Below are 26,535 nucleotides of genomic sequence, written 5' to 3' on the forward strand. Positions count from 1 at the left end.
TTTGTTTTACACTTTCATACAGACACAATTCAGGTGGATTATAGATGTATGAAAAGGTAAAAGGAATTTTGAGGCGTAATCTATCTATATGATAATTCAAAATGAAATATAAGTCTATATTTTAATGTTTTTTTTGATTATATTTATGTCACTGAGCTCAGAACAATGATGTGGAGGGTAAATATATGAAATCGAATTATGTACCAGTTTTAATTGTTGGAGGGGGATTATCTGGGTTAGCGTCTGCGTTATTTCTTGCAAAACATAATATTGAGTACTTACTTATTGAAAGGCATCCGTCTACTGCCATTCATCCGAAAGCAGGCGGTCTTACTTTACGTACAATGGAGTTATTTCGAGAATTAGGTTTGGAAAAAAGAATTAAATTGGCAGGTAAAGCATTAGAGAACTGCAGAGGAAGAATAGCGGTTCATACAATAGCTGAGGCGAATAAAGAAGAATTGGAACAAATGAGAGCGACGCAATACGGAAACGATGAAGAGTTACTTCAAAAAATAGAAAAGATTAGTCCATCAAAACAAACTGCGTGTTATCAAATTATTTTAGAAGAGATGATGTTACAAGAAGCGAAAACATTAGGCGAGCAACTATCTTTTTATCATGAATTAGTTTCATTTGAACAAAATGAAAACGGGGTAAAAGCAACGATTCGAAATCGTGAAACAGAAAAAGAAAGTGTCATACATTGTGACTATGTAATTGCAGCGGATGGAGCGAAAAGTAAAATACGTGAGCAGTTAGGGATTAAAACTGAGGGTCGTGGAACCATTGGTGGCTATTATATGAATATTTATTTTGAAGCTGATTTAAGTGAGTTTATACAAGGAGATGCATTCGGTTTTTCGATGGTACTTCATCCGGAGGTTCTTGGTGCACTTATCCCGGTTGATAACGTAAAAAAATGGATTTATCATGTAGCCTACGATCCATTAAAAGGAGAGGGGCTAGAGGACTTCACTATAGAACGTTGTAAACAAATTATTCAAATAGCAATTGGAAGTACAAATGTTGAATCAAAAATATTAAGTGTTTTACCGTGGGAAGCCGCTGAAAGTACAGCGGTGAAATTTCAAGGAAATCGAACCTTTTTAGTTGGCGATTCTGCACATATTATGCCGCCAACAGGAGGATTTGGTTCAAATACAGGAATACAAGATGCGCACAATCTAGCTTGGAAATTAGCGGCTGTTATAAAAGGGAAGGCAAAACCAAAATTGTTAGAAACATATCATGAGGAGAGACACTCTGTTGCAAAATTAACGACAGCTTATGCAAGTAGTTTACTGTTTCGTGCTGCGAATAGAGAGGAAGGCAGTTTGAATAATATGGATGGTTTAGCTGTTACAGTTGGATATCAGTATTGTTCAGAGGCGATTATAGATGATTCAGTCACTCCGCATAGAATGGATAGCATAGAGTTGAACGGAAGACCTGGAACGCGAGCGCCACATTTATGGGGAACATATGAGGGGAAGAAAGTTTCTACATTAGACTTATTCGGTAACAGTTTTGTATTACTTACAGGAGTAGAAAATAGTTCTTGGGCTGAGGCAGCACATGCTGTTTCAGCTAAATTAGGAATACATCTAAAAGGGTATCGTGTTGGCTTAAGTGGAGACTTTATTGTTCCAGAAGATATTTTTAGCAAATTATATGGTATAGAGAATGGAGGTGCTGTATTAATTAGACCAGATGGCTTTATCGGATGGCGTTCGGAAAAAACGGTAGTAAATCCAGATATAGTATTGGAAGAGGTAATGAGAAATTTATTATGTGATTTTTAAGTAACTACAGAAATATTGTTTTATGTACTTCACTGTACTGAAAAAAATATTCACAAATTTCAATAGGTTTGATATGATTAAATTCGACAAGTTAATAGAGGCCGGAGATATTTGAGAAAAGCCATAAATTTATTTAGGGATACAGGAGTGTATTCTAAATAATTTATGGCTTTTTTTATTGAATGAACCGTACAAAATAGGGAGTTACATGTGAAAAGGAGGGCTATAGAAATTAAATAGGATAATACTAGTTTTCTATATTAATAATATAGAAAACATTTGTAAGATTGGAATTTTAATATAGGTTTATAAAAATAATGAAAGTGTGTCTTCTATTTCGTGTAAATCTCATTAGCTTGTTGAAATTTGCAACGTAGGAAGGGTTTGAAGGATGAGAAAGATTATTAGCGTTTTAGTTATTTTCTTTATGACAGGAAGCATCTTTGCTGGGGGAGCTGTTCATGCGAAAGCAGAAGGAAAGCATGAATGGAATACGAATAAGTTTTTAAATATTGCACATCGCGGAGCAAGTGGACATGCACCTGAGCATACTTTTGCTTCTTATGATCTAGTGAAAAAAATGAAAGCGGATTATTTAGAGTTAGATATTCAATTAACAAAGGATGGCCAATTAATTGCAATGCATGATACAGCAGTTGATCGCACTACAAATGGAACAGGCGAAGTACGAGATAAAACGTTAAGCGAAATAAAGAGTTTAGATGCTGGATCATGGTTTAATAAAGCGTATCCAGAAAAGGCTAAGCAAGAGTATGTTGGGCAAAAGGTTCCAACTCTTGAAGAAATCTTCCAAAAGTATGGAAGAAGTATGAAGTATTATATTGAAACAAAATCACCAGATGTGTATCCAGGAATGGAAGAGAAATTGTTGGCGTTGTTACAAAAATATAATTTAGTAGGCCAAAACATGTCTTCTAGCCGTGTTATGATTCAATCATTTAGTAAAGATAGTTTGAAAAAGATTCATAGTATGAATGAAAATATTCCGTTAGTTCAATTGCTTTGGTATTATCCAAATGAAAACAATGAAATTGTTGAATGGTCTGGTATTACACATGAACCGAAAAGTGTAACAAATGATGATTTTCAAGAAATTAAAAAGTATGCAGCTGGTATTGGACCAAACTTACGTAATGATAACGGAGAACTAATTATTGATGAGTCATATATGAAAATGGCTAGGAAAAATGGACTGTTAATTCACCCTTATACAATTAATGAGAAACCCGATATGAGACTGTTAATCAAATGGGGTGCTACAGGAATGTTTACAAATTATCCGGATCGATTACATAGTGTATTAAAGGAAAAATAAGTGGAAAAGGGTATACCAGTGTTTTAGGTATACCCTTTTTAATTTAACTCCCCGATAAACGTAATCTCTTTTTCATAGCATTCATCTGCATCATAAATAATTTCTTGAAAGTGAAGCGTTTTGAAGGAATGACAAACTGAAATTTCCCATGTCTCCCAAAAATCAATTTCATTTGAAAGAAGAATCCATTTTTGAAATTCACTATCTCTATTAAAGAAATTATGAAAGTAGTCCTCATTTTTAAATATAATGATTTGCGAATCCCATAAATTATTTATAGAAATCAAAACAACAACTCGATATGTATGTGTATCCCTAGGTTTTATATTTATTAAATGATTTGCTTGATTTAATAAGGTTTGAATACATAATCGTTTTACTTTTCTAGGCGTTTTACAAGAATCGATAAAAGCTTGAGAAACTGGTAAAGGCATATTCCAGTATTCATCGTTATAGAAAGTAGAAGGGAACATTTTTGTATGTTCCTCAATTCGCTTTATCATAGTGTTTGTTTTTCGTTTCATACCACGTATTTTCTTTTCACGCATTGTGAGTCATCTCCATAAATTTTTGTAATGCAGCAGAGTGATATATATCTTTTCTAGTAATAAAAGTAGTAGGAACTTTTTGGAAGCTATTTGGTAAAGGATTGAATGATATGTCATGTTTATGACCATTTAAAATAGACTTCATCATAATTGCTATGCCCATACCTGATTTTACACATGCGAGTATCGCTTCAATTGTTCCAAACTCAAATACTCGCTTAGGTGAAATTCCTTCTTCTTGAAGCCAATCTTCTAATAAATTTCTATAATAGCACCCGTGACTAAATGCAAGTAAATTCATGTCTCCTATGTCTTTAAAGGAAGATAAAGGCTTTTTGCTAATGAGAACTAATTCTTCTTCACGAAATATATTTGTATGAAGTTCGGCATGCTGAGTAGAGCCAGCTATAAAAGCTCCGTCCAGTTTTCGTTCTAGTACAAGCCTAATTAATTGTTCCGTCGTATTTGATTCTAAAATTAATTCGACTTTTGGGTATTTCTCATAATAGGCCATTAATATAGATGGAAGTCTTACAGCGGTTGTAGATTCTGTACATCCAATTTTTAAAGTGCCTCTTGGTTCGATCCCATTACTTTGAACTGCTTTAACAGATTGATCCATTAAGTGGATAATTTGTTTGGCGTATGTTAATAAAATCTCACCGTTAGAAGTTAAAGTTACACCTTTTCCGTTTCGATAAAATAAAGGCACACCTAATTCGTTTTCTAGTTGTTTCATACGCATTGTTACGCCAGACTGTACATAGTTTAAATTTTTAGCTGCATGAGATATGTTTTTTTCTTTCGCAACTTCGTAAAATACAGTTAAATCTTTTATATCCAAGTATCATCCCTCCAGAAAAGGTATCATTTTTTTTGATGGATTACATGATAAATCTTTATTTTATATGATATCAGAACTTTCATACAATGGAAGGGGATGGAGGGATTATTGTGTTAATGGAAGAAAGGGTGAATAGTACTTATAAGTGGGTTATGTTAATTTTTGCGACGGTTGCTCAAACAACAGCGACACTTATAACGTATGGTGTTGGAGCGTTTGCTTTATTTTGGAAAGAAGAATATGCACTTACGAATACGGAGATTGGATTGTTAGTAAGTGTTGTAAATATAGGACCGCTATTTTGTATGCTTTTTGTCGGGCGGCTACTTGATCAATACAATGAAAAGTTGTTAATTTCGATAAGTTCATTTTTACTAGGAAGTTCGTTTTTACTGACTAATATGGTCAATGGATTTAATGGGTTACTCTTTGTACTTTTATTAGTAGGAACGTTTTATAGTGTTTCGCAGCCAGGAGGAAGTAAGGTGATAATGAAGTGGTTCTCAAAAGAAAATCGCGGGTTAGCGATGGGGATTAGACAAGCCGGTATACCGATTGGTGGTACATTAGCGGGAGTATTGATCCCGTTTCTTACAATAAAATATAATATGGCCTATGCGGTAAATAGCATTGCATGTATTTGTATAATTGGAGGGTTTTTATTTTTTATATTTTATAAGGAACCATATATTCAAGAGAAAGTTAAACAAGAACGTAGTAAACTTTCTTTTTGGATGCAGTTAAAAGAAGTGATGTGTAAAAAAGAATTGTATGCAATTTATATAACTGGCATTTGTATGATTTCATTGCAAATGGTGTTAGTTGCACACTTTATAAAATTTTTAGTATTGGAACAATCAATCACGCCAATTTTAGCTGGAAAAGTATTTTCCGTTATGTTCTTTTCTGGAATGGTTGGTAGGGTTATATTAGCAGCTACTAGTGATTTGTTTTATAAGGGAAATCGGCGTACCCTCTTATTTATAACTGTTTGTATTTCTATTTTCTTCATTCTAATATTAGTAATGAGCATACATACAATAACGAATGTATTGTATGGTGTAAGTGCATTGTTAGGGTTCTTTTCAATTGGATGGTTTAGTCTTTTTATAACTGAAGTTGCGGAATCAGCAAGTGAAGAATCGGTAGGGATGACAGTGAGTTTTGCACTTACATTAAATCAAATTGCTATTATTGCTGCGCCTGCTTTATTTGGTTATATTGTAGATAAGAAGGGATATACGTATGCGTGGTTATGCATAGTTGTATTACTAACTATTTCAGCGGTTAGCTTATATAGGAAGTATAGAAAATGAAGGAATGTTAGCAATGTAAATTTTTTATGAAGAAAGTCTAAAGAAATGTTGAATGAGCGACATTTCTTTTTTTATTTGTTGTATAATCAAAATGTAAATGAGATTCGTTTTCAATTTCGTTCATTACCTCTTTTGAAATTACCTGTAATTTTAGCCATAATTAGCTGTTTTTCTTTATTGTTATTTGCATGATTTATTTTATTTAAAAATTTTTCAGCATCATTTCCTTTTAATGCCATAATCTGTTTTCCGTAATATTCAATTAATAACATGTTATTTTTTGTTATCCGATAATGAAACATCTTATCATCTAAACGATTGCGTTTATCGGTGTTTTTCATATTACATCTCCATTCTTTTTAGTATGTAACAAATGTTACAAAAGAATTTGAAATTATATTGTAATGCATCCGATTGTATGTTGGAAATTTTGCAAGAAAGAAATACAATAGAGAGTAGTCAAAATTGAAAGTGAGAAAAAGGAATCTAGTTTTAACAGAGTGAATATTAAATAATATTATAATATACTTGATAATTAAAAGATATAAAATAGAATGGATGTACGTTAAGTGAAACTAGATAAAAGAGGGCTCCTAGTATGTTAAAGAAATGGTTAATCATTTTCTTTATTTTTGCTGTTTTTTGTGGAAGTGTTGTTACACTAATACATGCAAATAAAGGAAAAAAATATGATGCAAAGGCATTTTCTAATGTAAATAGTAAGCAAAAAGATGTTAAGCAGGAAATTGATGCGAATGAGAAAAAGCGTTATGAAATTGCAGCTGGAAAACTAGATCAGTACTTAAAAGATAAAGGATTTAATGGGAGTGTTCTTGTAGCAAGTAAAGGTCATGTCATTTTACGAAAAGGCTACGGTTATGCGAATGTGAAAGATCAAGTACTAACAACGCCAAGAACGAAATATCGCATTGGCTCTATTACGAAAACAGTTGTTGCAATATCTATTATGCAACTAAAAGAAAAAGGGAAGTTGAACATTGAAGACAATGTAAATAAATATATCCCATCGTTTCCAGCAGATAAAAACATTACGTTACGAAACTTGTTAACACATACGTCTGGATTACCAGAACAGGGACAAGGTAGTGTTGACGCAGCATCACGGTTAAAATTAGTAACGTGGATTGGGGCACAAACGTTACAATTTCCAGCAGGGACAGGATGGAAATATACAGATTATAATTATATGGTGCTTGCATATATTGTAGAAAAAATATCAAATAAACCACTTGCTGAATATGTGAAAGAAAATATTTTGAATCCTGTTGAAATGCATGAATCTGGAATGGGCGCAACACTCCCAGAAGATATTTTCTTAGCAGAAGGGTATACGAAAAAAGATAATAAGTTAATAGCCACACCTCGCTTAAAAATGAACTGGCTGTATGGTTGTGGTGAAATGTATACGACTGTTGAAGATATGAAAAAGTTAGATGAAGCTATTATGGATGGTAAACTACTTTCTAAACAAAGTGTATCAGATATGTTTTCTGCATCACCTGCAAGAAAATATGGATTTAGTTTCTATATTTACCCAGATTATTATCATAACCACGGTGTATTAGCTGGCTGGAACACTTTTAATAATTTTAACTGGGATAAACGAACGTTTGTCATATTATTTTCTAACGTCCAAAATGGTATGAATGATGCATTTAATCAAGAATTTAGGAAAATGGCGAATGATTTAATAGAAGGAAAATAATTATAAAAAATCGGTATTGATATGGAATTATCAATACCGATTTTTTTATTTTGTAAAGTTTTACTTACTGAATAAAGTGAAACTTTAATCAGTGGAGAGGCTTTGTTCATCCACCACTGAGTAGAAGCCCTCATCAATCGGGCTTTTACGGGCAACAGGGCCCCACTTAAATTCTTTGCTTCCGCTGAATTTTGAGGTGGGGGTCTTACTGCCCATAAATAGCGGGATAAATAGGTAAGAAAGGCGATTGGCATTTGAATAAATCTAAATAGGTAGTTAAATGTTAAGTAATGCAAAGAACAATTGGTAATTTTTACATTGATAAAAAAGCTTGAGCTTCACACTATGTGAAGCTTTACATTATTGGAGACAAGAACAGGAGGTTGAAAAAATGAAAAAAGCAATAAAGTTTTGTTTAATAGCTACATTATCTACAACGATTATTAGTGGATGCTCTTTTGAGGGTAACAATGAAAATGTTAAAGGGAAAGAAGGGGAAAAAGTAGAGGTACAGAAAAATGCTGGGAAATATACGATGCCAGATGAAAAAGATAAACATGAAGGTACATGGCTACAATGGCCACATGAATACACATATGGTGAAGAGTATAAGAAGGAAGTTGAACCTATTTGGGTTAAGATGGCAAGTGCTTTAACTGAGGGTGAGAAAGTCCACATTGTTGCATATGACCAGGAAGAAAAAGAAAGAATCAATAACCTTTTAACAGATGAAGGGTTAAATATGGAGAAGATTGATTTCTTTATCGCGCCTACTGATGATGTATGGGCAAGGGACAGTGGACCAATTTTTGTTTATGACAGCAATAAAAATCTCAAAATATTAGATCCAGCATTTAATGGTTGGGGGAAGAAAACACCGTATAAAAATGATGCTCAAATACGTAAGAATGTTAGTAAACAATTAGGAATTGAAAGAATTGATTGGGGAAAATTTGTCCTTGAAGGCGGCGCAATTGAATTAGACAGCAATGGGACTGCGTTATTAACTCGAAGTGCGGTGACGAATAAAAATAGAAATCCTGATTTATCAGAAAAAGAAATTGAAAAATATATAAGTGATCTTGGGGTATCAAACTTTATTTGGTTAGACGGAGTACCTAATTTAGATATTACGGACTTTCATATTGATGGATTTGCTAAATTCCATAATAAATCTACCATTGTAACGATGAAAGAAGATGACCTAGCCGAATGGGGTTTATCTAATAAAGATATGGATACATTGTTAGATGCAAAAAATGCTTCAGGACAGAAATATAAGTATGAATACTTGCCGCTTAGTAAAGAAAAGGTTGCTTTAGAAAATGGAAAAACTCTCGATTATAAGGGGTCATATATCAATTATTATATCGGAAATACAGTTGTATTAGTGCCTAATTATAATGATCCGAATGATAAAATCGCAAACGATACGATTCAGAAGTTATACCCAGGTCATAAAGTAGTCGGTATTGATGTGAGAGAGTTGTATAAAAACGGCGGTATGATTCATTGTGTGACACAACAACAACCCATTGCATTGAAGTAATTGATTGTAATTTCGTTGTTCTGCTATATAGACAAAATAGGTGGAATCTTATTACCTATTTTGTCGTTCCTTATTATTTATAATAATAAAATTTTAATATAATGATAAATTAATTATAGTGTATATTCGCTTTTCGTTTTATATGGTAAAGGAGAAAAATGTTTGTGTTAAAGAATTTTAAAATAGTGTTTTCGTATTTCCCTATCGTTTTACAGTACATTTTAAATGTAGCTTTAATTTGCTTAGGGGTTATTCTAAGTGTGTTTCTTATGAAAGAAGTCATTCAGTTTATACAAGAACTGAAATTGGATGGTAATGAATCGAGTTATCATTTAATCATTTATTGTTGTTTTAAAATATGGTATTAAAAAAACTTGTCAAGAGTCAATATAAGGCTTAACGTCAGCCTTATATTTTTTATATAAATATATAATATTTCTCCATGCTATAATCCATTCATAAAATGTACATGTTGCATGAGTTGTAACGAAAAAAGACATAAATTTAGGAATAGTTGGCTTTTTAAAATCAGTTATGTAACTACTATTAAAAAGCGAGGTGAATAATATGGAACAAAAACATAATGGCATTATTTTTACTGCAATACCAGACGAATCAAATGAATATTATCAACCATTTTATGAAGACTTGATTTACTTTAATGAATGTTTAAATGAAAAGAAATCAATTGCGGATCAACTTATATCTTTATCTGTTGAAGAACAAGACTTTCATACGAGCTGTTTTGAGTATGATGATATTTGGCTAAGAGATGTTGCACCGGTTGTCACAAATCATCTAGTTAAATTTAAATATCGACCAAATTATTTGCCAGATGATCAAGGGCGATATTTAGATCAACAATTTAATAAATGGTTGAAAAAGAATGACTTTGAATATGTAAAATCCCCATTAATATTAGATGGTGGTAATCTTATTTGGAATAAAAAAGATACTGTAATATTAACAGAACGCATATTTGATGATAACGATGATTGGACAGAAGAGGAAATTATTGAGCAGTTAGAATGGGATTTAGATGTGAGCCGAGTTATTATTATTCCTGCTGAAGAAGGGGATGTACTAGCACACGCAGACGGAATGGTTAAATTTATTGATGAACATACAATGTTTATTAGTGATTTTTTAGGGGATCATGAATTTGCATATAGTGTTCAAGAGATTATTAAAGAACAAATGCCAGAAGCTGAATTTATAGTTGTTCCTTCATCATATACAGAGAAAGGACAATATGATCAAGAGATAGCATCGGCAAAAGGGTTGTATATAAATATGTTAGAATCATGTGATGCTCTTTATGTTCCTAAGTTTGGACTAGCTAAAGATGAGGAAGTTTTACGATATATTCAACAGTATACGGAGAAACAAGTTATTCAAATTCATGTAGGAGAAATATCAACAATGGGGGGCGCGATGAATTGTTTAACGTGGTATTGTCCAAGTCATTTGTTACCTTCGAAAATGAGAAGATTGAAAAATCAGAATGGAAATTTTTCAATGAAGAAGATTTTTGATTGGTTTTAATAAATAAGTAATGAAAAGAAAATATATTCAAGGAGTATTGATATGTATACCATCGCTGAGTTTTCTCGGATTTGTAAAATGAGTACGCGGATGTTAAGACATTATGACAAAGAGGAGATATTAAAACCGGCATATGTGAATCCGGTTAATGGGTATAGGTATTATGAACAAGAGCAACTGGAAGTAGCGCTGAAAATAAAAAAGCTAAGGGAGTATAAATTTCCTCTTCCAAAAATTAAAATTGTTTTGCAGTCATCGGATCAAGATTCGTTTGTTCAACATATACAATCACAAATTATCGAGTTGTCTCAGGAAGTGAAGCAAAATTTACAGGTTATTTCAGAAATGAATGAAATGGTAATGGTGAATAGTAGTCTAAATATTGCTCGCCATAGAAGTTACGATATATTAATGGGAATGAGGAACGAAGTAACGTTAATTACTCAAAGAGTAAAAATAGATATAGATGATATGGATGATTATTTTTATGACTTATATGAAGAGGTACAAAAAAATAACTTTCAAATAGTTGGTTCTCCATCTGCAGTCTTTTATGATGAAGAATATATTCCAAGTAACAGTGATATTGAGTTAAGAATTCCGGTTATGCAGGGGAATGATGAAGACGTAGCACAAGAGTATGAAATGAAACAACTAAGTCCACATCATATCGTTACTACTATGCATTATGGAAATTACGACTATATAGGTTACGCTTATATAGCGTTAGAAGAATGGATTGAAAGAAATGGGTATGTAATAATTAATTCGCCATATGAGGTTTATATAAAGGGACCTGAATGTGATTGTTTAGCAGAAGAGTATGTGACACAAATTTGTTTTCTAGTTACGAAAATAGAATGAGAATAAGGATTGACATTAACATTATGTCAATCCTTATTCTATGTATGAAAGCAATTTATCATAATAAAAAGGAGAAGTAAAGAATCACCTTATAAAGTTGCTACAAGTAAATGAAGATATTCCTGTTGACCTTAACACGATGTCAAAGTATAGACTGTACGTACATTCATATAAGGGGTGAACACGTATGAGAAATATAGAGAATAGTTTGTTTTATATGCCTGCGGAATGGGAGAAACATGAAGGTACATGGCTCCAATGGCCACATGATAAAGCACATAGAGGTGAAGGCTACAGAGCTAAGTTAGATGATATTTGGATATCGATGGCAAAGGAGCTTCACTATGGAGAAAATGTCCATATTGTTGTATGTGATGAAGAAGAGAAAATACATGTCCAATCGAAGTTAATTGAAGCTAATGTAAATATGGATAAAATTGATTTCTTAATTCAAGAAACTGATGATATTTGGATACGAGATAACGGACCAATCTTTGTAACGGATAAGGAAGGGAATCGCTGCCTAACGCACTGGATATTTAATGGTTGGGGAAATAAATATCCGTACGAAAAAGACGCTAATATTCCGAATAAAATAAGTGAAATGTATCGTATTCCAAAAGTTGAATCTAGTGTCTGTCTAGAGGGTGGGGGAATTGAGATAAACGGAAACGGGACCTTAATGGCGGCGAAAACGTCTATTATAAATGAAAATCGAAATCCCACACTAAGTCAGAAAGAAATTGAAATGGAGTTAACGAAATATTTAGGAGTAACAAATTTTATATGGATAACTGGTATACGCGGAGAAGATAATTATGATGAAGATACGGATTATCATATTGATGGCGCGGCGCGGTTTGTAAATGAAAATACGATACTGTATGAATATGATCCTTTCGATGAAGGAGAGCCATACCTTTTGGAGGCGTACGAAAAGCATTATCAAGAATTACGGCAAGCGAAAAATATAGATGGAAAGCCATTTCAGCTCATTCCAGTACCAGTAACAAGAAAAGTGGTAAAAGAAGCAGATTGTAAAGGATCGTACTTAAATTTTTACATTGGTAATGAAGTTGTATTGGTACCTATATACGGTGATGAACATGATAAATTAGGGCTTCAAATCATTGAAGGTCAATTTCCAGGGAGAAGAATTGTCGGTATATATGTTAACGAATTGTATGCATACGGTGGTATGATTCATTGTGTGACGCAGCAGCATATAGAATAGAGTAATTCAAATAAAAAGCATGCAGAGCATATACTCTGCATGCTTTTTATAATGTTGAAAACTCCTCAACAAGTTGAGTGAATTGTTTTAATGCACTTTCAATCGGTTCTGGCGTTGTTAAATCGACGCCAGCTTTTTTCAATAAGTTTAATGGGTAGTCTGAACTTCCGCCTTTAAGGAATTCAATATAATTTTTCTGAGCATCCGGATCACGGCTTAATAGTTTATCAGCGATTTGAATGGCAGATGCGAATCCAGTTGCATATTTGTATACGTAAAACGGGCGATAGAAATGAGGGATTCTAGCCCATCCGTATTTTACTTCTTCATCAAATACAAGTGAATCACCGTTATATTCTTTAAATAGCTTTTCATAAATTTCACTGAAGACTTGTGCATGTAATGGTTTACCTTGTTCAGCCATTTCATGTGTGATTTTTTCAAATTCTGCAAACATAATTTGTGTAAAGAAAGTACCTTTAAATTTCTCAATAAAATGGTTAACTAAATGGTTACGCACGTTCGTATCTTTTGCTTCTTTTAATAAATAGTGAATTAATAACACTTCATTTACTGTAGAAGCGACTTCTGCGACAAAGATAGAATAATGTGCAGAAATTCTTGGTTGGTATCCATGTGAATAGTGCGTATGCATACCGTGACCGCATTCATGAGTAAGAGTGAACAGGCTGTTTAAATCATCGTGATGATTTAAAAGAATGAAAGGATGAACGCCGTATACACCAAAGTTATAAGCACCAGAACGTTTCCCTGGTGTTTCTCTTACGTCTATATATCTTTTATCTTTAAAACTTTTTAATGTCTCAATATATTCTTCTCCTAAAGGAGCTAGTGATGCAATCATAATGTCAAATGCTTCACTATATGGGATGTCTTGTTTTGCACCTTCTACTAAATCGACGCCTAAGTCGTATTGTCTTAGTTCATCTACGTTTAATTTTTCTTTTCGAATTTCATTGTATGTATGTAATGTTTGAATGTTTTTTTTCGTTGTATCAATTAGGTTTTCATATACTTCTTTCGGAACCATATCGCCAAATAATGATTTCTCTAGCGCTGATGGATAGTTTCTTAATTTCGAAACAGTAACATTATTTTTAATAGCAGCGGATAAAGTAGATGCGATGGAATTCTTTAACTGAACATATGGTTTGTAATATGCTTTATAAGCTTCTTTACGCTTTTCACGATTCGTATCTTCTATTAACTTTGCATACATTCCGCGTGTTAAGTTCACTTTTTCTCCATCTTCAGTCGTCACTTCACCAAATAATATATCTGCATTATTTAACATACCAAATGTGTGCTGTGGAGAAGAAAGAGCTTCACCCATTTGTGATAAAATTTCTTCTTGGTCCTTATTTAATACGTGTTTTTTATAACGGTATAATTCAAATAAGTCTTCTTTATAATATTGTAAGCCTTCTGTTTCTTCTATGTAAGAATGTAATGTGTTTTCGTCTATGCTAAGTAAGAAGGGGGAAAAGAAAGATTTCGCTGCACTTACTTTCACGTGTAATTGTGATACTTTATCGACAAGAGATTGCGCGTCAGTATCGCGTGTATCAAGGTCAGATTGTAATCGTGCATAAGCGAACATTAAAGATATTATGCTAGAAACTTCTTCACTCTTCGTTAAATAAGCTAATAAACTATTGCCATCGTGAATATTTCCATTAAACTCGTGTAATTCCTTCGTTAATACTTCAATTTTATGAAAATCACTTTCCCAATCTTCAATTGTATGGTAAATGTCTGTTAAATCCCATTTTTCTATATCAGCTACTTGTAATCGATCTTTAAGTTCTGTCATAATCATTTCCTTTCTAAACATGTAGTTATATTTCTATATAACTATGAAATACAACAAATTGCAAAAAATCCCTGCTGAAAATTGAAAAGCCCTGCTGAAATAACAAGGCTTACTTACTTATAGTGTAATTCCGAATTTTGAATGTAAAAGGTTTGTATATTGCATGTCTGTAACGGTTTCTTTCGTTTTTTTACCATTTTTTGCTACTGTAAGGCTATCTTTCGTTAAAGAGGCATGCCCATCTTCAGTTAGTTTTACAATAAGAGGTACTTTATTAAAGGGTGATCCTTCATGTTCAACGATAATTTTTTGTGCTGTATTTGCTTTTTCTTCATCCACTTCTTCTATATAAAATGCATAGCCTAACGTCCAATCATCAGCAGAAGATTGATCCAAGAACTCATTGTTTTTCCGCATCTCTAAAATGTAGTTTCCCTTTTCGGTCATTTCTTTACGAATACGATAATCTCCTGTAATAGAGTGAATGACTTCACCTGAGAAAGGGACAGGGGCAAGAGGTAAGTATGATCCGAATCCTACTTCAATTAAATAAAGTTCATTATGATGTGTTAAAACGGTTGCGATATGGCCAGAATCAACAGCCCATATGGAGTTTGCAGCGTTATAAACTGTTCCTGAAACGAGATGAACATCGAATCCAGAATCTTTCAGGAAGTAATACATAGTAGGGTTGAGTTCATAACAAAGACCGCCACGGTTATTTACTAAAATTTTCTCTTTCAAATTTTCTTTTGATATTTCTTTAAAATTCTTTTCGAGAATATTTAAGTTTTCAAAAGGAACAGTTTGTGCCATTGCGTACATAATGTTAGATAAATCTTCAAATGAAACTGTGTCTTTTTCTTCTATATGTAATCGTGCGAAAAATTGTTTTTGAAAGTCTGTCATCGAAATCCCTCCGTTATGCTTTTATAGGTAAATTGTAAACAATCTTGAATAGGATGTGAAATTAAAACTACGTTGAATATTTGAAATTAGATTAAAAATAATATGAGAGAGTGAGAGATTGCTACTTTACTAACGGTGGGACGAATATTATAATAATTCTGATAAACTATGCAAACGCTTTCTTGGAAGGGGATGGTGTACAGATGTTTAAAAGAATAACAATAGTCGGATTGTCAGTTGTTATGTTTTTACCTAGTATATATGAGGGGAGTAAAGCATATGCAGATACAGTTAACAATGGAACGTTAATGCAGTATTTTGAGTGGTATGCTCCGAATGATGGAGATCATTGGAATCGTTTGCGTACTGATGCTGAAAATTTAGCGCAAAAAGGAATTACATCTGTTTGGATACCACCTGCATATAAAGGAACTACGCAAAATGACGTAGGATATGGAGCATATGATTTATATGATTTGGGGGAATTCAATCAAAAGGGAACAGTGCGGACGAAATATGGGACGAAAGCACAATTGAAGTCTGCAATTGACGCTTTACATAAGAAAAACATCAATGTATACGGTGATGTAGTTATGAATCATAAAGGTGGGGCTGATTATACAGAAACTGTCACAGCAGTTGAGGTAGACCCGAGCAATCGGAATATTGAAGTATCAGGTGATTATGAAATTAGTGCGTGGACGGGATTTAACTTTCCAGGGCGTGGAGATTCTTATTCTAATTTCAAATGGAAATGGTATCATTTTGATGGAACGGATTGGGATGAAGGAAGGAAATTAAACCGAATTTATAAATTTAGGGGCATAGGTAAAGCATGGGACTGGGAAGTGTCTAGCGAGAATGGGAATTATGATTATTTGATGTATGCGGATCTTGATTTTGATCATCCAGATGTTGCGAATGAAATGAAAAAATGGGGAACGTGGTATGCGAATGAATTAAATTTAGATGGTTTTCGTTTAGATGCTGTTAAACATATTGATCATGAATACTTGCGCGATTGGGTAAATCACGTTAGACAGCAAACAGGGAAAGAAATGTTTACAGTAGCTGAATATTGGCAAAATGATATCCAGACTTTAAATAATTATTTAGCGAAGGTTAATTATAATCAATCTGTGTTCGATGCACCACTTCATTATAATTTTCATTATGCTTCAACAGGAAATGGAAATTATGATATGAGAAATATTTTAAAAGGAACGGTAGTTGCGAATCATCCTACACTTGCGGTTACTCTAGTTGAAAATCATGATTCACAGCCTGGTCAGTCATTGGAATCTGTAGTGAACCCTTGGTTCAAGCCGCTGGCATATGCATTTATTTTAACGCGTGCAGAGGGGTATCCTTCTGTTTTCTATGGTGATTACTATGGTACAAAAGGAAATAGTAACTATGAAATTCCAGCGTTAAAGGATAAAATTGATCCGATTTTGACGGCACGAAAAAACTTTGCATATGGTACGCAGCGTGATTATTTTGATCATCCAGATGTGATTGGCTGGACAAGAGAAGGTGATAGTGTACATGCTAATTCTGGTTTAGCAACATTAATCTCTGATGGAACAGGAGGGTCAAAGTGGATGGATGTTGGGAAGAATAACGCAGGTGAAGTATGGTACGATATTACGGGTAATCAAACAAATACTGTAACAATTAATAAGGATGGTTGGGGACAATTCCAAGTAAGTGGAGGATCAGTTTCCATATATGTTCAGCAGTAATTTGGTGATGAAAAAGAAGAGGTAGACTGAAATATAAGTTTTCCTCTTCCTTTTTACATTCTGTATAGTTATAAAAGTATGACACCTTTACTTCTCACGTAACATATAGTATGATGATTTCAATAAATTAGATTTCAATGACTATAATATAAATTAATGAGAGGTGCTTTTTGTGAGTGCGGTAGGTATTAAATAGGAAAAATTTAATGAAATAAATCGGATAAGACCAGGGGATTTTTATGTACATCATACCCCTAATTTTGTCATGCATTTATTTCAAAACCTATGAAGATACCTACAATACTTTATAAAGCGTGTAATAAGGGACTGCCATCTATTTTTTATGGCTTATTTCCTCATATGTTATTACAAATGCCTTGTAAATGTAAAAGCTGCGGTATCCCCGCAGCTTTTTTGTATATATTTTTATTGTATAATTATGGAATTTTATATATGACTCATTGGAATCTAATGAGTAGGTATCTTCATTTATGATAAAAATCAATCATAGTGAGGAGAAACAAAATGAATACGATGACTTTTGAAAAGCTACAATATAACGAATTAAAGGATATAGTGAAATCTTATTGTGTAAGTGGATTAGGTAAGGAATTATTAAACAAATTAGAGCCGAGTACGAGTATAAAAGTAGTGAGAAATCGGTTGAATGAAACGACAGAAGCACGAGCTATATTAGATGCAGAAGGGCATGTTCCTTTCTTCGGCATTTCTAATATTGCTAGTACAATTCAAAAATTAGAAAAAGGGATGATTTTAGATCCAGAAGAATTAGTCAGTGTTTCAGACTTTTTACGCGGATGTAGAAAGATTAAAAAGTTTATGTTAGATAAAGAATTTTTTGCACCAGTATTAGCTTCTTATGCAAATTCAATGACTGAATATAAAAGTATTGAAGAGGAAATTAACTTTTCAATTAAAGGAAATAGTATTGATGCAGCTGCAAGTAAAGAGTTAAAACGAATTCGAAATAATATCGATTCTGTAGATGGGAAAATAAAAGAACGTTTAACGAAGTTTTTAAATAGTAGTGCAAATAAGAAATTCATTCAGGAATTCTTTATTAGTAAAAAGGATGACCGTTACACGATTCCAATTAAATCTTCCTATAAAAACCAAGTTGCTGGAAGTATTATTGAAGCCTCGGCAAAAGGTTCTACTGTATTTATAGAACCGCATACGGTTACGAAATTGAATGCGGAACTAGCGGGTTTGAAAGCAGAAGAAGCGGTTGAAGAATATCAAATTTTAGCGACTTTATCAGGAATGGTGTTAGAAAACATTTATAGTATAAAGATTAATATGGAGATAATTAGTCAGTATGATATGGTATTTGCAAAAGCGAAGTTTAGTAAATCGATTGATGGAATAGAACCGAAGTTAAATGATCATGGCTACATTCATTTAGTGAATTGTAAGCATCCGCTTTTAACAGGGCAAGTTGTACCCTTAAATTTTAAAATTGGTCAAGAGTATCGTAGTTTAATTATTACAGGGCCGAATGCGGGCGGAAAGACAATTGTGTTAAAAACGATTGGATTGTTAACATTAGCTACAATGTCAGGTCTTCATATTGCAGGAGATAAAGGTACAGAAATCGCTATTTTTGAAAATGTATTTGTAGATATTGGTGATAATCAAAGTATCGAAAACGCATTAAGTACATTTTCATCTCATATGAAAAATCTTTCTGAGATTATGAGGATGTCAAATAATAATACGTTACTTTTATTTGATGAAATAGGAAGCGGTACAGAACCGAATGAAGGTGCAGCACTTGCAATATCTATTTTAGAAGAGTTGTACCTTACGGGATGTATTACCGTTGCGAGTACGCATTACGGAGAAATTAAACGATTCTCAGAAATGCACGATGACTTTATGAATGCAGCGATGCAGTTTAATAGTGAAACGCTAGAGCCGCTTTATAAATTAGTTATCGGAAAATCAGGAGAAAGTAATGCACTTTGGATTGCGAATAAAATGAGCGTAAAAGAACATGTGCTGAAAAGAGCGAAAGAGTATATGGGAAATAAAAAGTACGCTTTAGAAAAAGTGAATGAAAGTAAAATTAGAAAACCGAAATTTGTACAAGAAAAAAGAGAATTTCATTATGAGTACAAAATTGGCGATCGTGTGAATTTATTAGATTATGATGATTTTGGTATCATCTATAAGGAAAAAGATAATTTTTATAACGTCGTTGTATATTATAACGGTGAATTCGTTGAAGTAAATGTAAAACGTATTACTTTAGAGGTAGCAGCGAAGGAGTTATATCCAGAGGGATACGATTTAAATACACTATTTGTCGATTATAAAGAGAGAAAAATGCAACACGATATTGAGCGCGGATCGAAAAAAGCACTTCGTAAAATTCAAAAAGAAATAAGAAAGAATAGAGGATAAGTTAAAATGGTAACGATTAGACAAGAACAAAAAAATGATTATAGAAAAACAGAAGAAGTTGTAAAAGAAGCATTTTTACATGAAGAGTTTAGTGATAAAAAGGAACATGAACTTGTAAAACGTATTAGAGAGTGTGACGCATTTATTTCAGAGTTATCAATCGTTGCAGTAGATGAGGAAATAGTCGGTCACATTATGTTATCTAAAATTGCGATAGAACAAGATGGAACTTCTGTAGAATCGTTAGCACTTGCACCAGTTTCAGTTGCTAGGGGCCATCAGAAGAAAGGAATTGGTGGAAAACTGATTACGGCTGCTTTAGAAAAAGCGAAACAACTTGGATACGGATCAGTTGTAGTATTAGGACATCCAGAGTACTACCCGAAATTTGGTTTTAAGAAAGCAAGTGAGTGGAATGTAAAAGCACCGTTTGAAGTGCCTGAAGAGGTATTTATGATAATGGAATTAACAGAAAATTCTCTTCGAGGTGTAGAAGGAATTGTACAATATTCGAGTGCTTTTGCTGAATAGGAGTACCGGTTAAGAAATGTAATCATAAAAGATGCTATCTTTTTGTATGGATATACAGAAAGATAGCTTTTTTTATTAAGCGGATCTACTGACGTATATTTTGCTCAATGAATAATTGAGGTGGTAAAATTGATATAGAAACGTAAAGGGAGAGAATGAAATGAATAAGCGAGAAACACATAGCAATGAGAATGTAGTGACGTTATATGTTACAAGACACGGTAAAACAATATTAAATACGAATCATCGCGCGCAAGGTTGGGCAGATTCTCCTTTAGTAGAAAGAGGTGTTGAAGTTGCCACAAATTTAGGAACAGGATTAAAAGATATTCATTTTATGAGTGCGTATAGTAGTGATAGCGGCCGCGCAATTGAAACTGCTAATTTAGTATTAAAATATAGTGAGCAATCAAAATTAAAACTTGAGCAAAGAAAAGATTTGCGAGAATTAAATTTCGGTATTTTTGAAGGTGAAAAACTTGAGAATATGTGGGATGTGGTTGGAAAAGCTGCAGGCGTTGCATCACCAGAAGAACTCTTGAAGCTTTCTATTCAAGAAGTGATTAATCTTATTAGAGTAGCAGATCCGACAAAACAGGCGGAAGATTGGGAATTGTTTTCTACTCGTATAAAAACAGAGATAGATAAAATTAGTGAAGAAGCTGCTGAAAATGGTGGCGGTAACGTCTTAGTTGTCGTTCATGGGCTTTTGATTACTACCTTAATAGAAATGTTAGACAGTAGCAAAACAAAACTTGGAGTGGAAAATGCTAGCGTGACGAAGATTGTATATCAAGATGGAACATACACAGTGGAGTCGGTTGGAGATATGAGTTATGTTGCAAAAGGGAAAGAAAGTGTGGAAATATAATACTATCTTAAATAGATATAAGAAAAGGAAGTTAGTAAAATCTAGCTTCCTTTTTATTTTTTAGTGCATCATTTATAAGGTTATATTGGGATATTATAATGAAACTTTCTATTGTGTAGAACGTTTCTTTGTTCAACAATCGGGTCATTTAATTGAATAAGGGCGTATTTTTTTGAATAGGACCACTTTGTTAAAAAGGATACATCCAATTTTTAGCGAATACAGGGTTATAAATAAGAAAAAGTGGTGAGATAAATAGGAAAAGAATGTAATTCCTTTTTGGACAATAAAACGGAAAAATGTATAATTAACAGACTTCAGAGCGCGGGTTGTGTTTTCGCAGAAGAAGAGACCCGGTTACTTATTTCAGCAGCCCGAACTCCAGAGGAGCTCAAGAGAATGGTGGAAATGCGAGCCAATGGTTTGCCACTTGAATATGTTGTTGGATACGCAGAATTTTGTGGGTTGCGGATAGAAGTGGACCGAGGTGTTTTCGTACCTCGTCAACGTACCGAGTTTCTTGTTCGCCAAGCAGAAGCTCTGTTATGCTTTGGTGATATCGTCGTTGATCTATGTTGCGGTTCAGGTGCTGTGGGTGTAGCTCTGGCGGCAGCTTTAGGACGAATTGAATTGTATTCTGTTGACATTGATCCTGTCGCAGTACGATGTGCTAGCCGCAACGTAACAAATTTCGGTGGCCATGTTTTTGAAGGTGACTTGTATAAAGCTTTGCCTCACGCACTTAAAGGCCATGTGAATACCCTAGTTGCAAACGTACCTTATGTTCCTACCGAGACAATAAAGCTGCTTCCACAGGAGGCCCGTCTACATGAACCGAAAATGGCGCTAGACGGAGGAGAGGATGGACTCGACATTCAGCGAAGAGTAGCAAAAGAAGCATTTCTCTGGCTCGCATCGGGAGGGCATCTTTTAATAGAGACGAGTGAAATGCAGGCAACTCAGACTTTTGAAATCTTTGCTGGTGCTGGGCTTACCACGAAAGTGACTAGAGATGAGGAATTAGATGCCACTGTTGTTATAGGATCAAAATCTAGTTTTTAGCTTAAATCGGTACGTAGCCTTATTCATAAATAAAAATGATAATTTTCTAGCAATATACAAATAAAAGAACATATGCAATTAAAGGGAGTTTTAATTGAGAAAAGAGCTCAAAAATTATTCGAGTGATACATGGGATCGTTATTTGAAGAAGTAAGGACATAACATATTAGTTATATAAAATATGTCATGTCCTTTCATTTATCAATTTTTTTCACTATAGGTCTTCACAAAATTTTAATCTAGCTTTCTTTTTGGGATCAATAAAATCTTCCCAGTACTTTTTCTGCTCTCTAATAATTCATGTGCACGGGCACCGTCTTGTAAAGAGAATGTAGTAGGACTTGCAATGTTCAATTTTCCAGTAGCGATCCAATCAAATAATTGAGTAGAGCGCTGCTTACGTTCTTCAAAAGTAGTAAGTACGTTCCAAAGGTCTCCGCCAGTTAAAGTTTTCGAAGTATCCATAAGCATACGTGGATCAATGGGCGCAGGATTACCACCGGCCATTCCGTAAAATACGACAGTACCACCGATTTTAGTAGCGTTAAAACTTTCCTCAAGTGTAGAGCCTACTGATTCATATACAACATTTACTCCAGTACCGTTTGTTGTTTCAAGTACTTTTGAATGCCATTTTTCAGTATATAAAAATACATGATCAGCCCCAACTAACGTGGCTACTTTGGTTTTTTCGGTTGATGACGTAAGACCGATTACTTTTCCGCCTAGTAGTTTAATCATTTGAATAAGAAGTTGACCAACGCCACCAGCCGCAGCATGGACTAAAGCTGTATCACCTTGTTTTATTTGATAACTATCTTTCGTTAAATAATGTGCCGTTAGACCTTGCAATAAGATAGAAGCGGCTGTTTCAAAAGAAATTGAATCTGGAAGCGGGATTGCTTTTTCTGCTGGAACGGCAACTAATTCTGCATTTGCGAATGGAACGTCAGCAAATGCAATACGGTCTCCAGGATTGATAGTAGTAACGTTAGCACCTACTTCTTCAACGATACCAGCGCCTTCATAACCTAATATATAAGGAGGGTTACCAGCGAGGTGATAATCACCACGGCGTCTATAAATATCTGCGAAATTTAGACCGATTGCTTTCGTGCGGATAAGAATTTCATTTGGATTAATGATTGGATCAGGGATTTCTTTATATTGAAGTACATCAGCATCTCCGAATGTTTCGAAACAAAGTGCTTTCATATGGAATACCTCCATTTTATTGTTTGTCGATGCTCTTTATCATACAATATAAATATCAATAGACAAAGAGGATTATTTCGATGAAATCAATCGGAAATATCGATTGAAAAAGAGGGATGATAAATGGAGATAAAACAATTAATTACATTTAAAGTAGCAGCAGATACTTTGAACTTTACACAAACTGCGAAGAAATTAAACTTTGCTCAATCGAGCGTTACAGCACAAATTAAAACGTTAGAGGCTGAGCTCGGTACACCACTATTTGAGAGATTAGGGAAACGTCTTTTCTTAACTGAAGCAGGAAGAAAGTTTCAACTATATGCAGACAAGATAATCGCACTTAGTAACGAAGCAAAGACGGCCGTGAAAGATGATGAGGAAATAGCAGGTACGTTAATAATTGGTGCACAAGAAAGTCAATGTACATACAGACTGCCTTCTATATTAAAGAGGTTTAAAATACAATTCCCCAAAATAAAGCTTATATTTAAACCAGCACATTCCAATAAAGATGCGAAGGAACAATTGATGGAGGGAAAAGTAGATCTTGCATTTATTTTGGACGAATGTAAAACAGAAGATGTTTTACATGTGGAACCACTTATGAAAGAAGAATTAAAAGTAGTAGCTGCTCCAGGGCATATTTTACTTGAACAGACTACTGTTTCTATAAAAGATTTAGAGAGTGAAACACTTTTATTAACAGAATTAGGCTGCTCATATAGAACTTTATTTGAAGAGCTATTTCGCGGGGAAGATCTATATCCAGCAAATAAAATTGAGTTTGTTAGTGTGGAAGCAATTAAACAATGTGTTATTGCAGATTTAGGTATAGCCGTTTTACCAGCGATAGTAGTAGAAAAAGATATACGGGAAGGGACGTTAAAGGAGTTAATGTTAAACGAAACAATACCTCCAATTTATACACAAATTGCTTGGCATAAAGATAAATGGATGACAGCACCACTGCAGCAATTTATTGATGTAACGAGGGAGTTTTTTACAACAGATTAAGTGGAGAAATATTTATTTTATATAAAAGAAAAAATGGCAATTTTGTATAAAGAACCGATGCTTGAATATAACAAGTATCGGTTCTTTTATGTTTTAAATAAAGGATGCTATAAAATGTGTATTTCTCAACTTTTTTTCTTACAAGGATAAGTAAAGTTCTTCGTATATTCCAATAATCATAAGGGAATTTACAACGTTAATTCGTTTTTGTAAGATGCCTCTAGGAAGCATGGAAGGAGGGCTGACACAGCAGTATAGGTTGTGTTTAGTATACATAATCATTTTGAGGGGGAATTAAAAATGTTTAAAAAGTTAATGAAAGTATGTGTGTTAAGTGTAGCGAGTGTAGGGGTATTATTTAGTTTTCAAGAAAGTACATTTGCAGCTACTGATCTGAGTAGCTATTATGACGGAAAAAATCCAGCAACAACGAAAGTATACGGGGGAAGTACAACATGTGATGCAGATGGATTTAATGCAAAGTCTACAGCAGTTTATGAAGGTAGTAAAAAAGTAGGAACAGTGTATTTACGTTACAGTAATACATGTCATGCGGCATGGTCTAAGCTTGTTTTAGATCAACCAGCACCTTCTGTTTCTGGAGGAGTATATGCTTACGCTGTTATTAATAAATATAAAAATGGTGTATTCCAAAAATCAGTAGATTCTAATAGTGGTAATGGAGCAATTAAAACGGGGCAAACGAGCACTTATACAGGAATGGTGTTTGATTTGACTGCTGATTTTGGTTATACAGCTGATGCCGAAGCAGTGACGATTAATAATGGTTACGGGAAAACTGGACGTTATTAATAAAGGAGTGGAATCCTGTGAAACTTATTAAAAAGGTAAGCGCATGTCTTTGTCTGGCATTGCTCGTCGTAACTAGTGTGTTTAGTACGACCAATAATGATAAAGCATTTGCAGAAGACCATTCGTATGATGGGAAAAGTCCGTATTACAATAGTTGTGATCAATCAGCAGTAACGAAAGAAAAGAAGTGGATTGATTCAAATTCTTATGTGGAATTAAAATTTAGCACGACGTGTAAAACAGCGTGGGCAAAAGTTACTGTAACTCGCCTGGCAGTTTATAATAATGAAGCTGATGCAAGGATTGTTAGAAAAACAGATGGAAAGGCATACACTTGCGGAAGTGCTGGAGGAAATGGTGTTGTAAATAAAGGGCAAACATCATGCTATACGCCAATGGTATATGATTTAGATCCAAGCAAAGCACAAGCGCAGGGGAAACATGCAATTCCGAATAGTGATGCATATAATTATGCGGAGACTATTTGGTATTGATACGATTATACATGTTTTAAGAGCTGTTATTTGATATAAAAATGAAAGAGCCTTACTGCATTTTATTGTGGTAAGGTTCTTTAAAATTGTTTAATAGATTAAGTACATTCATTTACAAAGGTCTCTCTATATAATCACTTTTAAGTATGGCCATAATAATTTCATCTGAGTATGTATCGTTATAAAATAAAGATTGACGTAAGGTTCCTTCTTTTGCAAAACCAACTTTTTCATAAGCTTTAATTCCGCGTAAATTATGGCTAAATACTTCTAACTGTAAACGATTTAATGATAGTTGTTCAAAAACAAATCTTAAAACGATTTTAATAGCTTCAGTTCCATAACCTTGTCCTGTTAATGCTATGGAAAGCATTGATATTCTGAATCCTGCTCTTTCGTTCTCCTCATCGATATCTAAAAGCGACAACTCTCCAATCATCTCGTCAGTACTTTGTAAACAAATAGCGAAATCATAGCGACTTGAATCATTATTTATATGATCTATATGTTTCGTAATTTGCTCCAATGAAAAAGTGGACTTAGTTCCAGTCATATATCTTATTTCATCATCCATTGTACTTTCTAATATAATAGGAGCATCTAGCTGGCAAAGAGGCCTTAAATAAATTCTTTCGCTCTCTAATCTCATTATAATTTTCTCCTTTAGTTAGTAATTGAATGTATAAATACTTAAACTTTCTTCAATGAGTTACATAAAAAATATGAACCTTAATTCGATGTTACATGAATTTTATAATGGTATGGTATACCTAAAACAAATAATAAAAGTTTTATACACAACAAAATGTATCAACGAGTTTTTTGATCATACTATTATTCTTGCTGCCCA

24 protein-coding genes are annotated in these 26,535 nt (G+C 33.7%); 17 read left to right on the top strand and 7 right to left on the bottom strand.

Annotated features, from left to right (window positions below):
- The first annotated feature begins 185 nt into the window (after positions 1-185).
- Together B9A45_RS12070 and B9A45_RS12075 are read left to right on the top strand one after the other, a co-directional pair.
- Positions 186-1,805: an FAD-dependent oxidoreductase gene (locus B9A45_RS12070; protein WP_000841674.1), complete on the top strand. Its 1,620-nt coding sequence runs from the start codon at positions 186-188 to the stop codon at positions 1,803-1,805.
- 391 nt (positions 1,806-2,196) lie between these two features.
- Positions 2,197-3,141 carry a glycerophosphodiester phosphodiesterase gene (locus tag B9A45_RS12075; RefSeq protein ID WP_001226340.1) on the top strand — a complete coding sequence of 315 codons (945 nt, stop codon included), beginning with the start codon at positions 2,197-2,199 and terminating at the stop codon, positions 3,139-3,141.
- Positions 3,142-3,179: 38 nt separating this feature from the next.
- On the opposite strand, the gene B9A45_RS12080 is transcribed toward B9A45_RS12075, so the two are convergent.
- Positions 3,180-3,689 (bottom strand): DUF3916 domain-containing protein, encoded by a 510-nt coding sequence (locus B9A45_RS12080; protein ID WP_016111438.1) that lies wholly within the window; start codon positions 3,687-3,689, stop codon positions 3,180-3,182.
- Positions 3,682-4,533, bottom strand: a complete 852-nt coding sequence (locus B9A45_RS12085; protein WP_000351684.1) for a LysR family transcriptional regulator — start codon at positions 4,531-4,533, stop codon at positions 3,682-3,684. The genes B9A45_RS12080 and B9A45_RS12085 overlap by 8 nt, the downstream gene beginning before the upstream one ends.
- An 86-nt stretch (positions 4,534-4,619) precedes the next feature.
- Here B9A45_RS12085 and B9A45_RS12090 point away from each other — a divergent pair, with 86 nt between their 5' ends.
- Positions 4,620-5,849 carry an MFS transporter gene (locus B9A45_RS12090; protein ID WP_002000388.1) on the top strand — a complete coding sequence of 410 codons (1,230 nt, stop codon included), beginning with the start codon at positions 4,620-4,622 and terminating at the stop codon, positions 5,847-5,849.
- Positions 5,850-5,959: 110 nt separating this feature from the next.
- On the opposite strand, the gene B9A45_RS12095 is transcribed toward B9A45_RS12090, so the two are convergent.
- The gene (locus tag B9A45_RS12095) at positions 5,960-6,190 is read right to left on the bottom strand and encodes a hypothetical protein (protein ID WP_084064070.1); all 231 of its coding nucleotides are present in this window, start codon (positions 6,188-6,190) and stop codon (positions 5,960-5,962) included.
- Positions 6,191-6,447: 257 nt separating this feature from the next.
- Here B9A45_RS12095 and B9A45_RS12100 point away from each other — a divergent pair, with 257 nt between their 5' ends.
- The 6 genes from B9A45_RS12100 to B9A45_RS12135 all read left to right on the top strand — a co-directional run bounded on the left by B9A45_RS12100 (position 6,448) and on the right by B9A45_RS12135 (position 12,767).
- Positions 6,448-7,575, top strand: a complete 1,128-nt coding sequence (locus B9A45_RS12100; RefSeq protein WP_000915165.1) for a serine hydrolase domain-containing protein — start codon at positions 6,448-6,450, stop codon at positions 7,573-7,575.
- A 391-nt stretch (positions 7,576-7,966) separates the two neighbouring features.
- A complete protein-coding gene (locus B9A45_RS12110; RefSeq protein WP_141537338.1) occupies positions 7,967-9,124 on the top strand; it encodes an agmatine deiminase family protein in 1,158 nt (385 codons plus the stop codon).
- Between the two features lie 164 nt (positions 9,125-9,288).
- On the top strand, positions 9,289-9,492 hold the full coding sequence (locus B9A45_RS12115) for a hypothetical protein (RefSeq protein WP_000916568.1): 204 nt from the start codon (positions 9,289-9,291) through the stop codon (positions 9,490-9,492).
- A 199-nt stretch (positions 9,493-9,691) separates the two neighbouring features.
- The gene (locus tag B9A45_RS12125) at positions 9,692-10,669 is read left to right on the top strand and encodes an agmatine deiminase family protein (protein ID WP_084064071.1); all 978 of its coding nucleotides are present in this window, start codon (positions 9,692-9,694) and stop codon (positions 10,667-10,669) included.
- Between the two features lie 42 nt (positions 10,670-10,711).
- Positions 10,712-11,533 carry a MerR family transcriptional regulator gene (locus tag B9A45_RS12130; protein ID WP_084064072.1) on the top strand — a complete coding sequence of 274 codons (822 nt, stop codon included), beginning with the start codon at positions 10,712-10,714 and terminating at the stop codon, positions 11,531-11,533.
- Positions 11,534-11,720: 187 nt separating this feature from the next.
- Positions 11,721-12,767, top strand: a complete 1,047-nt coding sequence (locus B9A45_RS12135) for an agmatine deiminase family protein (RefSeq protein ID WP_001244183.1) — start codon at positions 11,721-11,723, stop codon at positions 12,765-12,767.
- 46 nt (positions 12,768-12,813) lie between these two features.
- On the opposite strand, the gene pepF is transcribed toward B9A45_RS12135, so the two are convergent.
- Both pepF and B9A45_RS12145 read right to left on the bottom strand, forming a co-directional pair.
- Positions 12,814-14,601, bottom strand: a complete 1,788-nt coding sequence (gene pepF / locus B9A45_RS12140) for an oligoendopeptidase F (RefSeq protein WP_084064073.1) — start codon at positions 14,599-14,601, stop codon at positions 12,814-12,816.
- Between the two features lie 117 nt (positions 14,602-14,718).
- Entirely contained in the window at positions 14,719-15,510 is a 792-nt protein-coding gene (locus B9A45_RS12145) for an arylamine N-acetyltransferase family protein (protein ID WP_000129195.1), read from the bottom strand.
- Positions 15,511-15,713: 203 nt separating this feature from the next.
- Here B9A45_RS12145 and amyS point away from each other — a divergent pair, with 203 nt between their 5' ends.
- From amyS to B9A45_RS12170, 5 genes are all read left to right on the top strand, one after another.
- Complete coding sequence (gene amyS / locus B9A45_RS12150) at positions 15,714-17,255, top strand: alpha-amylase (protein ID WP_084064074.1); 1,542 nt, start codon at positions 15,714-15,716, stop codon at positions 17,253-17,255.
- A 525-nt stretch (positions 17,256-17,780) separates the two neighbouring features.
- Positions 17,781-19,682: an endonuclease MutS2 gene (locus B9A45_RS12155; protein ID WP_084064075.1), complete on the top strand. Its 1,902-nt coding sequence runs from the start codon at positions 17,781-17,783 to the stop codon at positions 19,680-19,682.
- A gap of 6 nt (positions 19,683-19,688) precedes the next feature.
- Positions 19,689-20,213 carry a GNAT family N-acetyltransferase gene (locus B9A45_RS12160; protein ID WP_000256465.1) on the top strand — a complete coding sequence of 175 codons (525 nt, stop codon included), beginning with the start codon at positions 19,689-19,691 and terminating at the stop codon, positions 20,211-20,213.
- Positions 20,214-20,373: 160 nt separating this feature from the next.
- Entirely contained in the window at positions 20,374-21,084 is a 711-nt protein-coding gene (locus B9A45_RS12165) for a histidine phosphatase family protein (RefSeq protein ID WP_070756846.1), read from the top strand.
- 279 nt (positions 21,085-21,363) lie between these two features.
- Positions 21,364-22,146, top strand: a complete 783-nt coding sequence (locus tag B9A45_RS12170; protein WP_002196763.1) for a putative protein N(5)-glutamine methyltransferase — start codon at positions 21,364-21,366, stop codon at positions 22,144-22,146.
- A 234-nt stretch (positions 22,147-22,380) separates the two neighbouring features.
- Here B9A45_RS12170 and B9A45_RS12175 read toward each other — a convergent pair whose 3' ends face one another.
- A complete protein-coding gene (locus B9A45_RS12175) occupies positions 22,381-23,361 on the bottom strand; it encodes a quinone oxidoreductase family protein (protein WP_084064076.1) in 981 nt (326 codons plus the stop codon).
- Positions 23,362-23,484: 123 nt separating this feature from the next.
- Between B9A45_RS12175 and B9A45_RS12180 the strand changes: the two genes are divergently transcribed.
- The 3 genes from B9A45_RS12180 to B9A45_RS12190 all read left to right on the top strand — a co-directional run bounded on the left by B9A45_RS12180 (position 23,485) and on the right by B9A45_RS12190 (position 25,685).
- Positions 23,485-24,378: a LysR family transcriptional regulator gene (locus B9A45_RS12180; RefSeq protein WP_000403875.1), complete on the top strand. Its 894-nt coding sequence runs from the start codon at positions 23,485-23,487 to the stop codon at positions 24,376-24,378.
- A 300-nt stretch (positions 24,379-24,678) separates the two neighbouring features.
- Positions 24,679-25,191 carry a DUF2690 domain-containing protein gene (locus B9A45_RS12185; protein ID WP_000473748.1) on the top strand — a complete coding sequence of 171 codons (513 nt, stop codon included), beginning with the start codon at positions 24,679-24,681 and terminating at the stop codon, positions 25,189-25,191.
- A 17-nt stretch (positions 25,192-25,208) separates the two neighbouring features.
- A complete protein-coding gene (locus B9A45_RS12190; RefSeq protein ID WP_084064077.1) occupies positions 25,209-25,685 on the top strand; it encodes a DUF2690 domain-containing protein in 477 nt (158 codons plus the stop codon).
- A gap of 112 nt (positions 25,686-25,797) precedes the next feature.
- On the opposite strand, the gene B9A45_RS12195 is transcribed toward B9A45_RS12190, so the two are convergent.
- Positions 25,798-26,334, bottom strand: coding sequence for a GNAT family N-acetyltransferase (locus B9A45_RS12195; RefSeq protein WP_001235428.1), 537 nt, complete (start codon positions 26,332-26,334; stop codon positions 25,798-25,800).
- Positions 26,335-26,535 lie beyond the last annotated feature (201 nt).

The sequence above is a fragment of the Bacillus sp. JKS001846 genome (assembly GCF_900176455.1).
Classification (GTDB): Bacteria; Bacillota; Bacilli; order Bacillales; family Bacillaceae_G; genus Bacillus_A; species Bacillus_A cereus.

What these genes read in the sequence shown, in the direction of transcription:
- B9A45_RS12070 (WP_000841674.1), top strand. Translation starts at nt 186, where the DNA reads ATGAAATCGAATTATGTACCAGTTTTAATTGTTGGAGGGGGATTATCT.
- B9A45_RS12075 (WP_001226340.1), top strand. Translation starts at nt 2,197, where the DNA reads ATGAGAAAGATTATTAGCGTTTTAGTTATTTTCTTTATGACAGGAAGC.
- B9A45_RS12080 (WP_016111438.1), bottom strand. Translation starts at nt 3,689, where the DNA reads ATGCGTGAAAAGAAAATACGTGGTATGAAACGAAAAACAAACACTATG.
- B9A45_RS12090 (WP_002000388.1), top strand. Translation starts at nt 4,620, where the DNA reads ATGGAAGGGGATGGAGGGATTATTGTGTTAATGGAAGAAAGGGTGAAT.
- B9A45_RS12095 (WP_084064070.1), bottom strand. Translation starts at nt 6,190, where the DNA reads ATGAAAAACACCGATAAACGCAATCGTTTAGATGATAAGATGTTTCAT.
- B9A45_RS12100 (WP_000915165.1), top strand. Translation starts at nt 6,448, where the DNA reads ATGTTAAAGAAATGGTTAATCATTTTCTTTATTTTTGCTGTTTTTTGT.
- B9A45_RS12110 (WP_141537338.1), top strand. Translation starts at nt 7,967, where the DNA reads ATGAAAAAAGCAATAAAGTTTTGTTTAATAGCTACATTATCTACAACG.
- B9A45_RS12125 (WP_084064071.1), top strand. Translation starts at nt 9,692, where the DNA reads ATGGAACAAAAACATAATGGCATTATTTTTACTGCAATACCAGACGAA.
- B9A45_RS12130 (WP_084064072.1), top strand. Translation starts at nt 10,712, where the DNA reads ATGTATACCATCGCTGAGTTTTCTCGGATTTGTAAAATGAGTACGCGG.
- B9A45_RS12135 (WP_001244183.1), top strand. Translation starts at nt 11,721, where the DNA reads ATGAGAAATATAGAGAATAGTTTGTTTTATATGCCTGCGGAATGGGAG.
- pepF (WP_084064073.1), bottom strand. Translation starts at nt 14,601, where the DNA reads ATGACAGAACTTAAAGATCGATTACAAGTAGCTGATATAGAAAAATGG.
- B9A45_RS12145 (WP_000129195.1), bottom strand. Translation starts at nt 15,510, where the DNA reads ATGACAGACTTTCAAAAACAATTTTTCGCACGATTACATATAGAAGAA.
- amyS (WP_084064074.1), top strand. Translation starts at nt 15,714, where the DNA reads ATGTTTAAAAGAATAACAATAGTCGGATTGTCAGTTGTTATGTTTTTA.
- B9A45_RS12155 (WP_084064075.1), top strand. Translation starts at nt 17,781, where the DNA reads ATGAATACGATGACTTTTGAAAAGCTACAATATAACGAATTAAAGGAT.
- B9A45_RS12160 (WP_000256465.1), top strand. Translation starts at nt 19,689, where the DNA reads ATGGTAACGATTAGACAAGAACAAAAAAATGATTATAGAAAAACAGAA.
- B9A45_RS12165 (WP_070756846.1), top strand. Translation starts at nt 20,374, where the DNA reads ATGAATAAGCGAGAAACACATAGCAATGAGAATGTAGTGACGTTATAT.
- B9A45_RS12175 (WP_084064076.1), bottom strand. Translation starts at nt 23,361, where the DNA reads ATGAAAGCACTTTGTTTCGAAACATTCGGAGATGCTGATGTACTTCAA.
- B9A45_RS12180 (WP_000403875.1), top strand. Translation starts at nt 23,485, where the DNA reads ATGGAGATAAAACAATTAATTACATTTAAAGTAGCAGCAGATACTTTG.
- B9A45_RS12185 (WP_000473748.1), top strand. Translation starts at nt 24,679, where the DNA reads ATGTTTAAAAAGTTAATGAAAGTATGTGTGTTAAGTGTAGCGAGTGTA.
- B9A45_RS12195 (WP_001235428.1), bottom strand. Translation starts at nt 26,334, where the DNA reads ATGAGATTAGAGAGCGAAAGAATTTATTTAAGGCCTCTTTGCCAGCTA.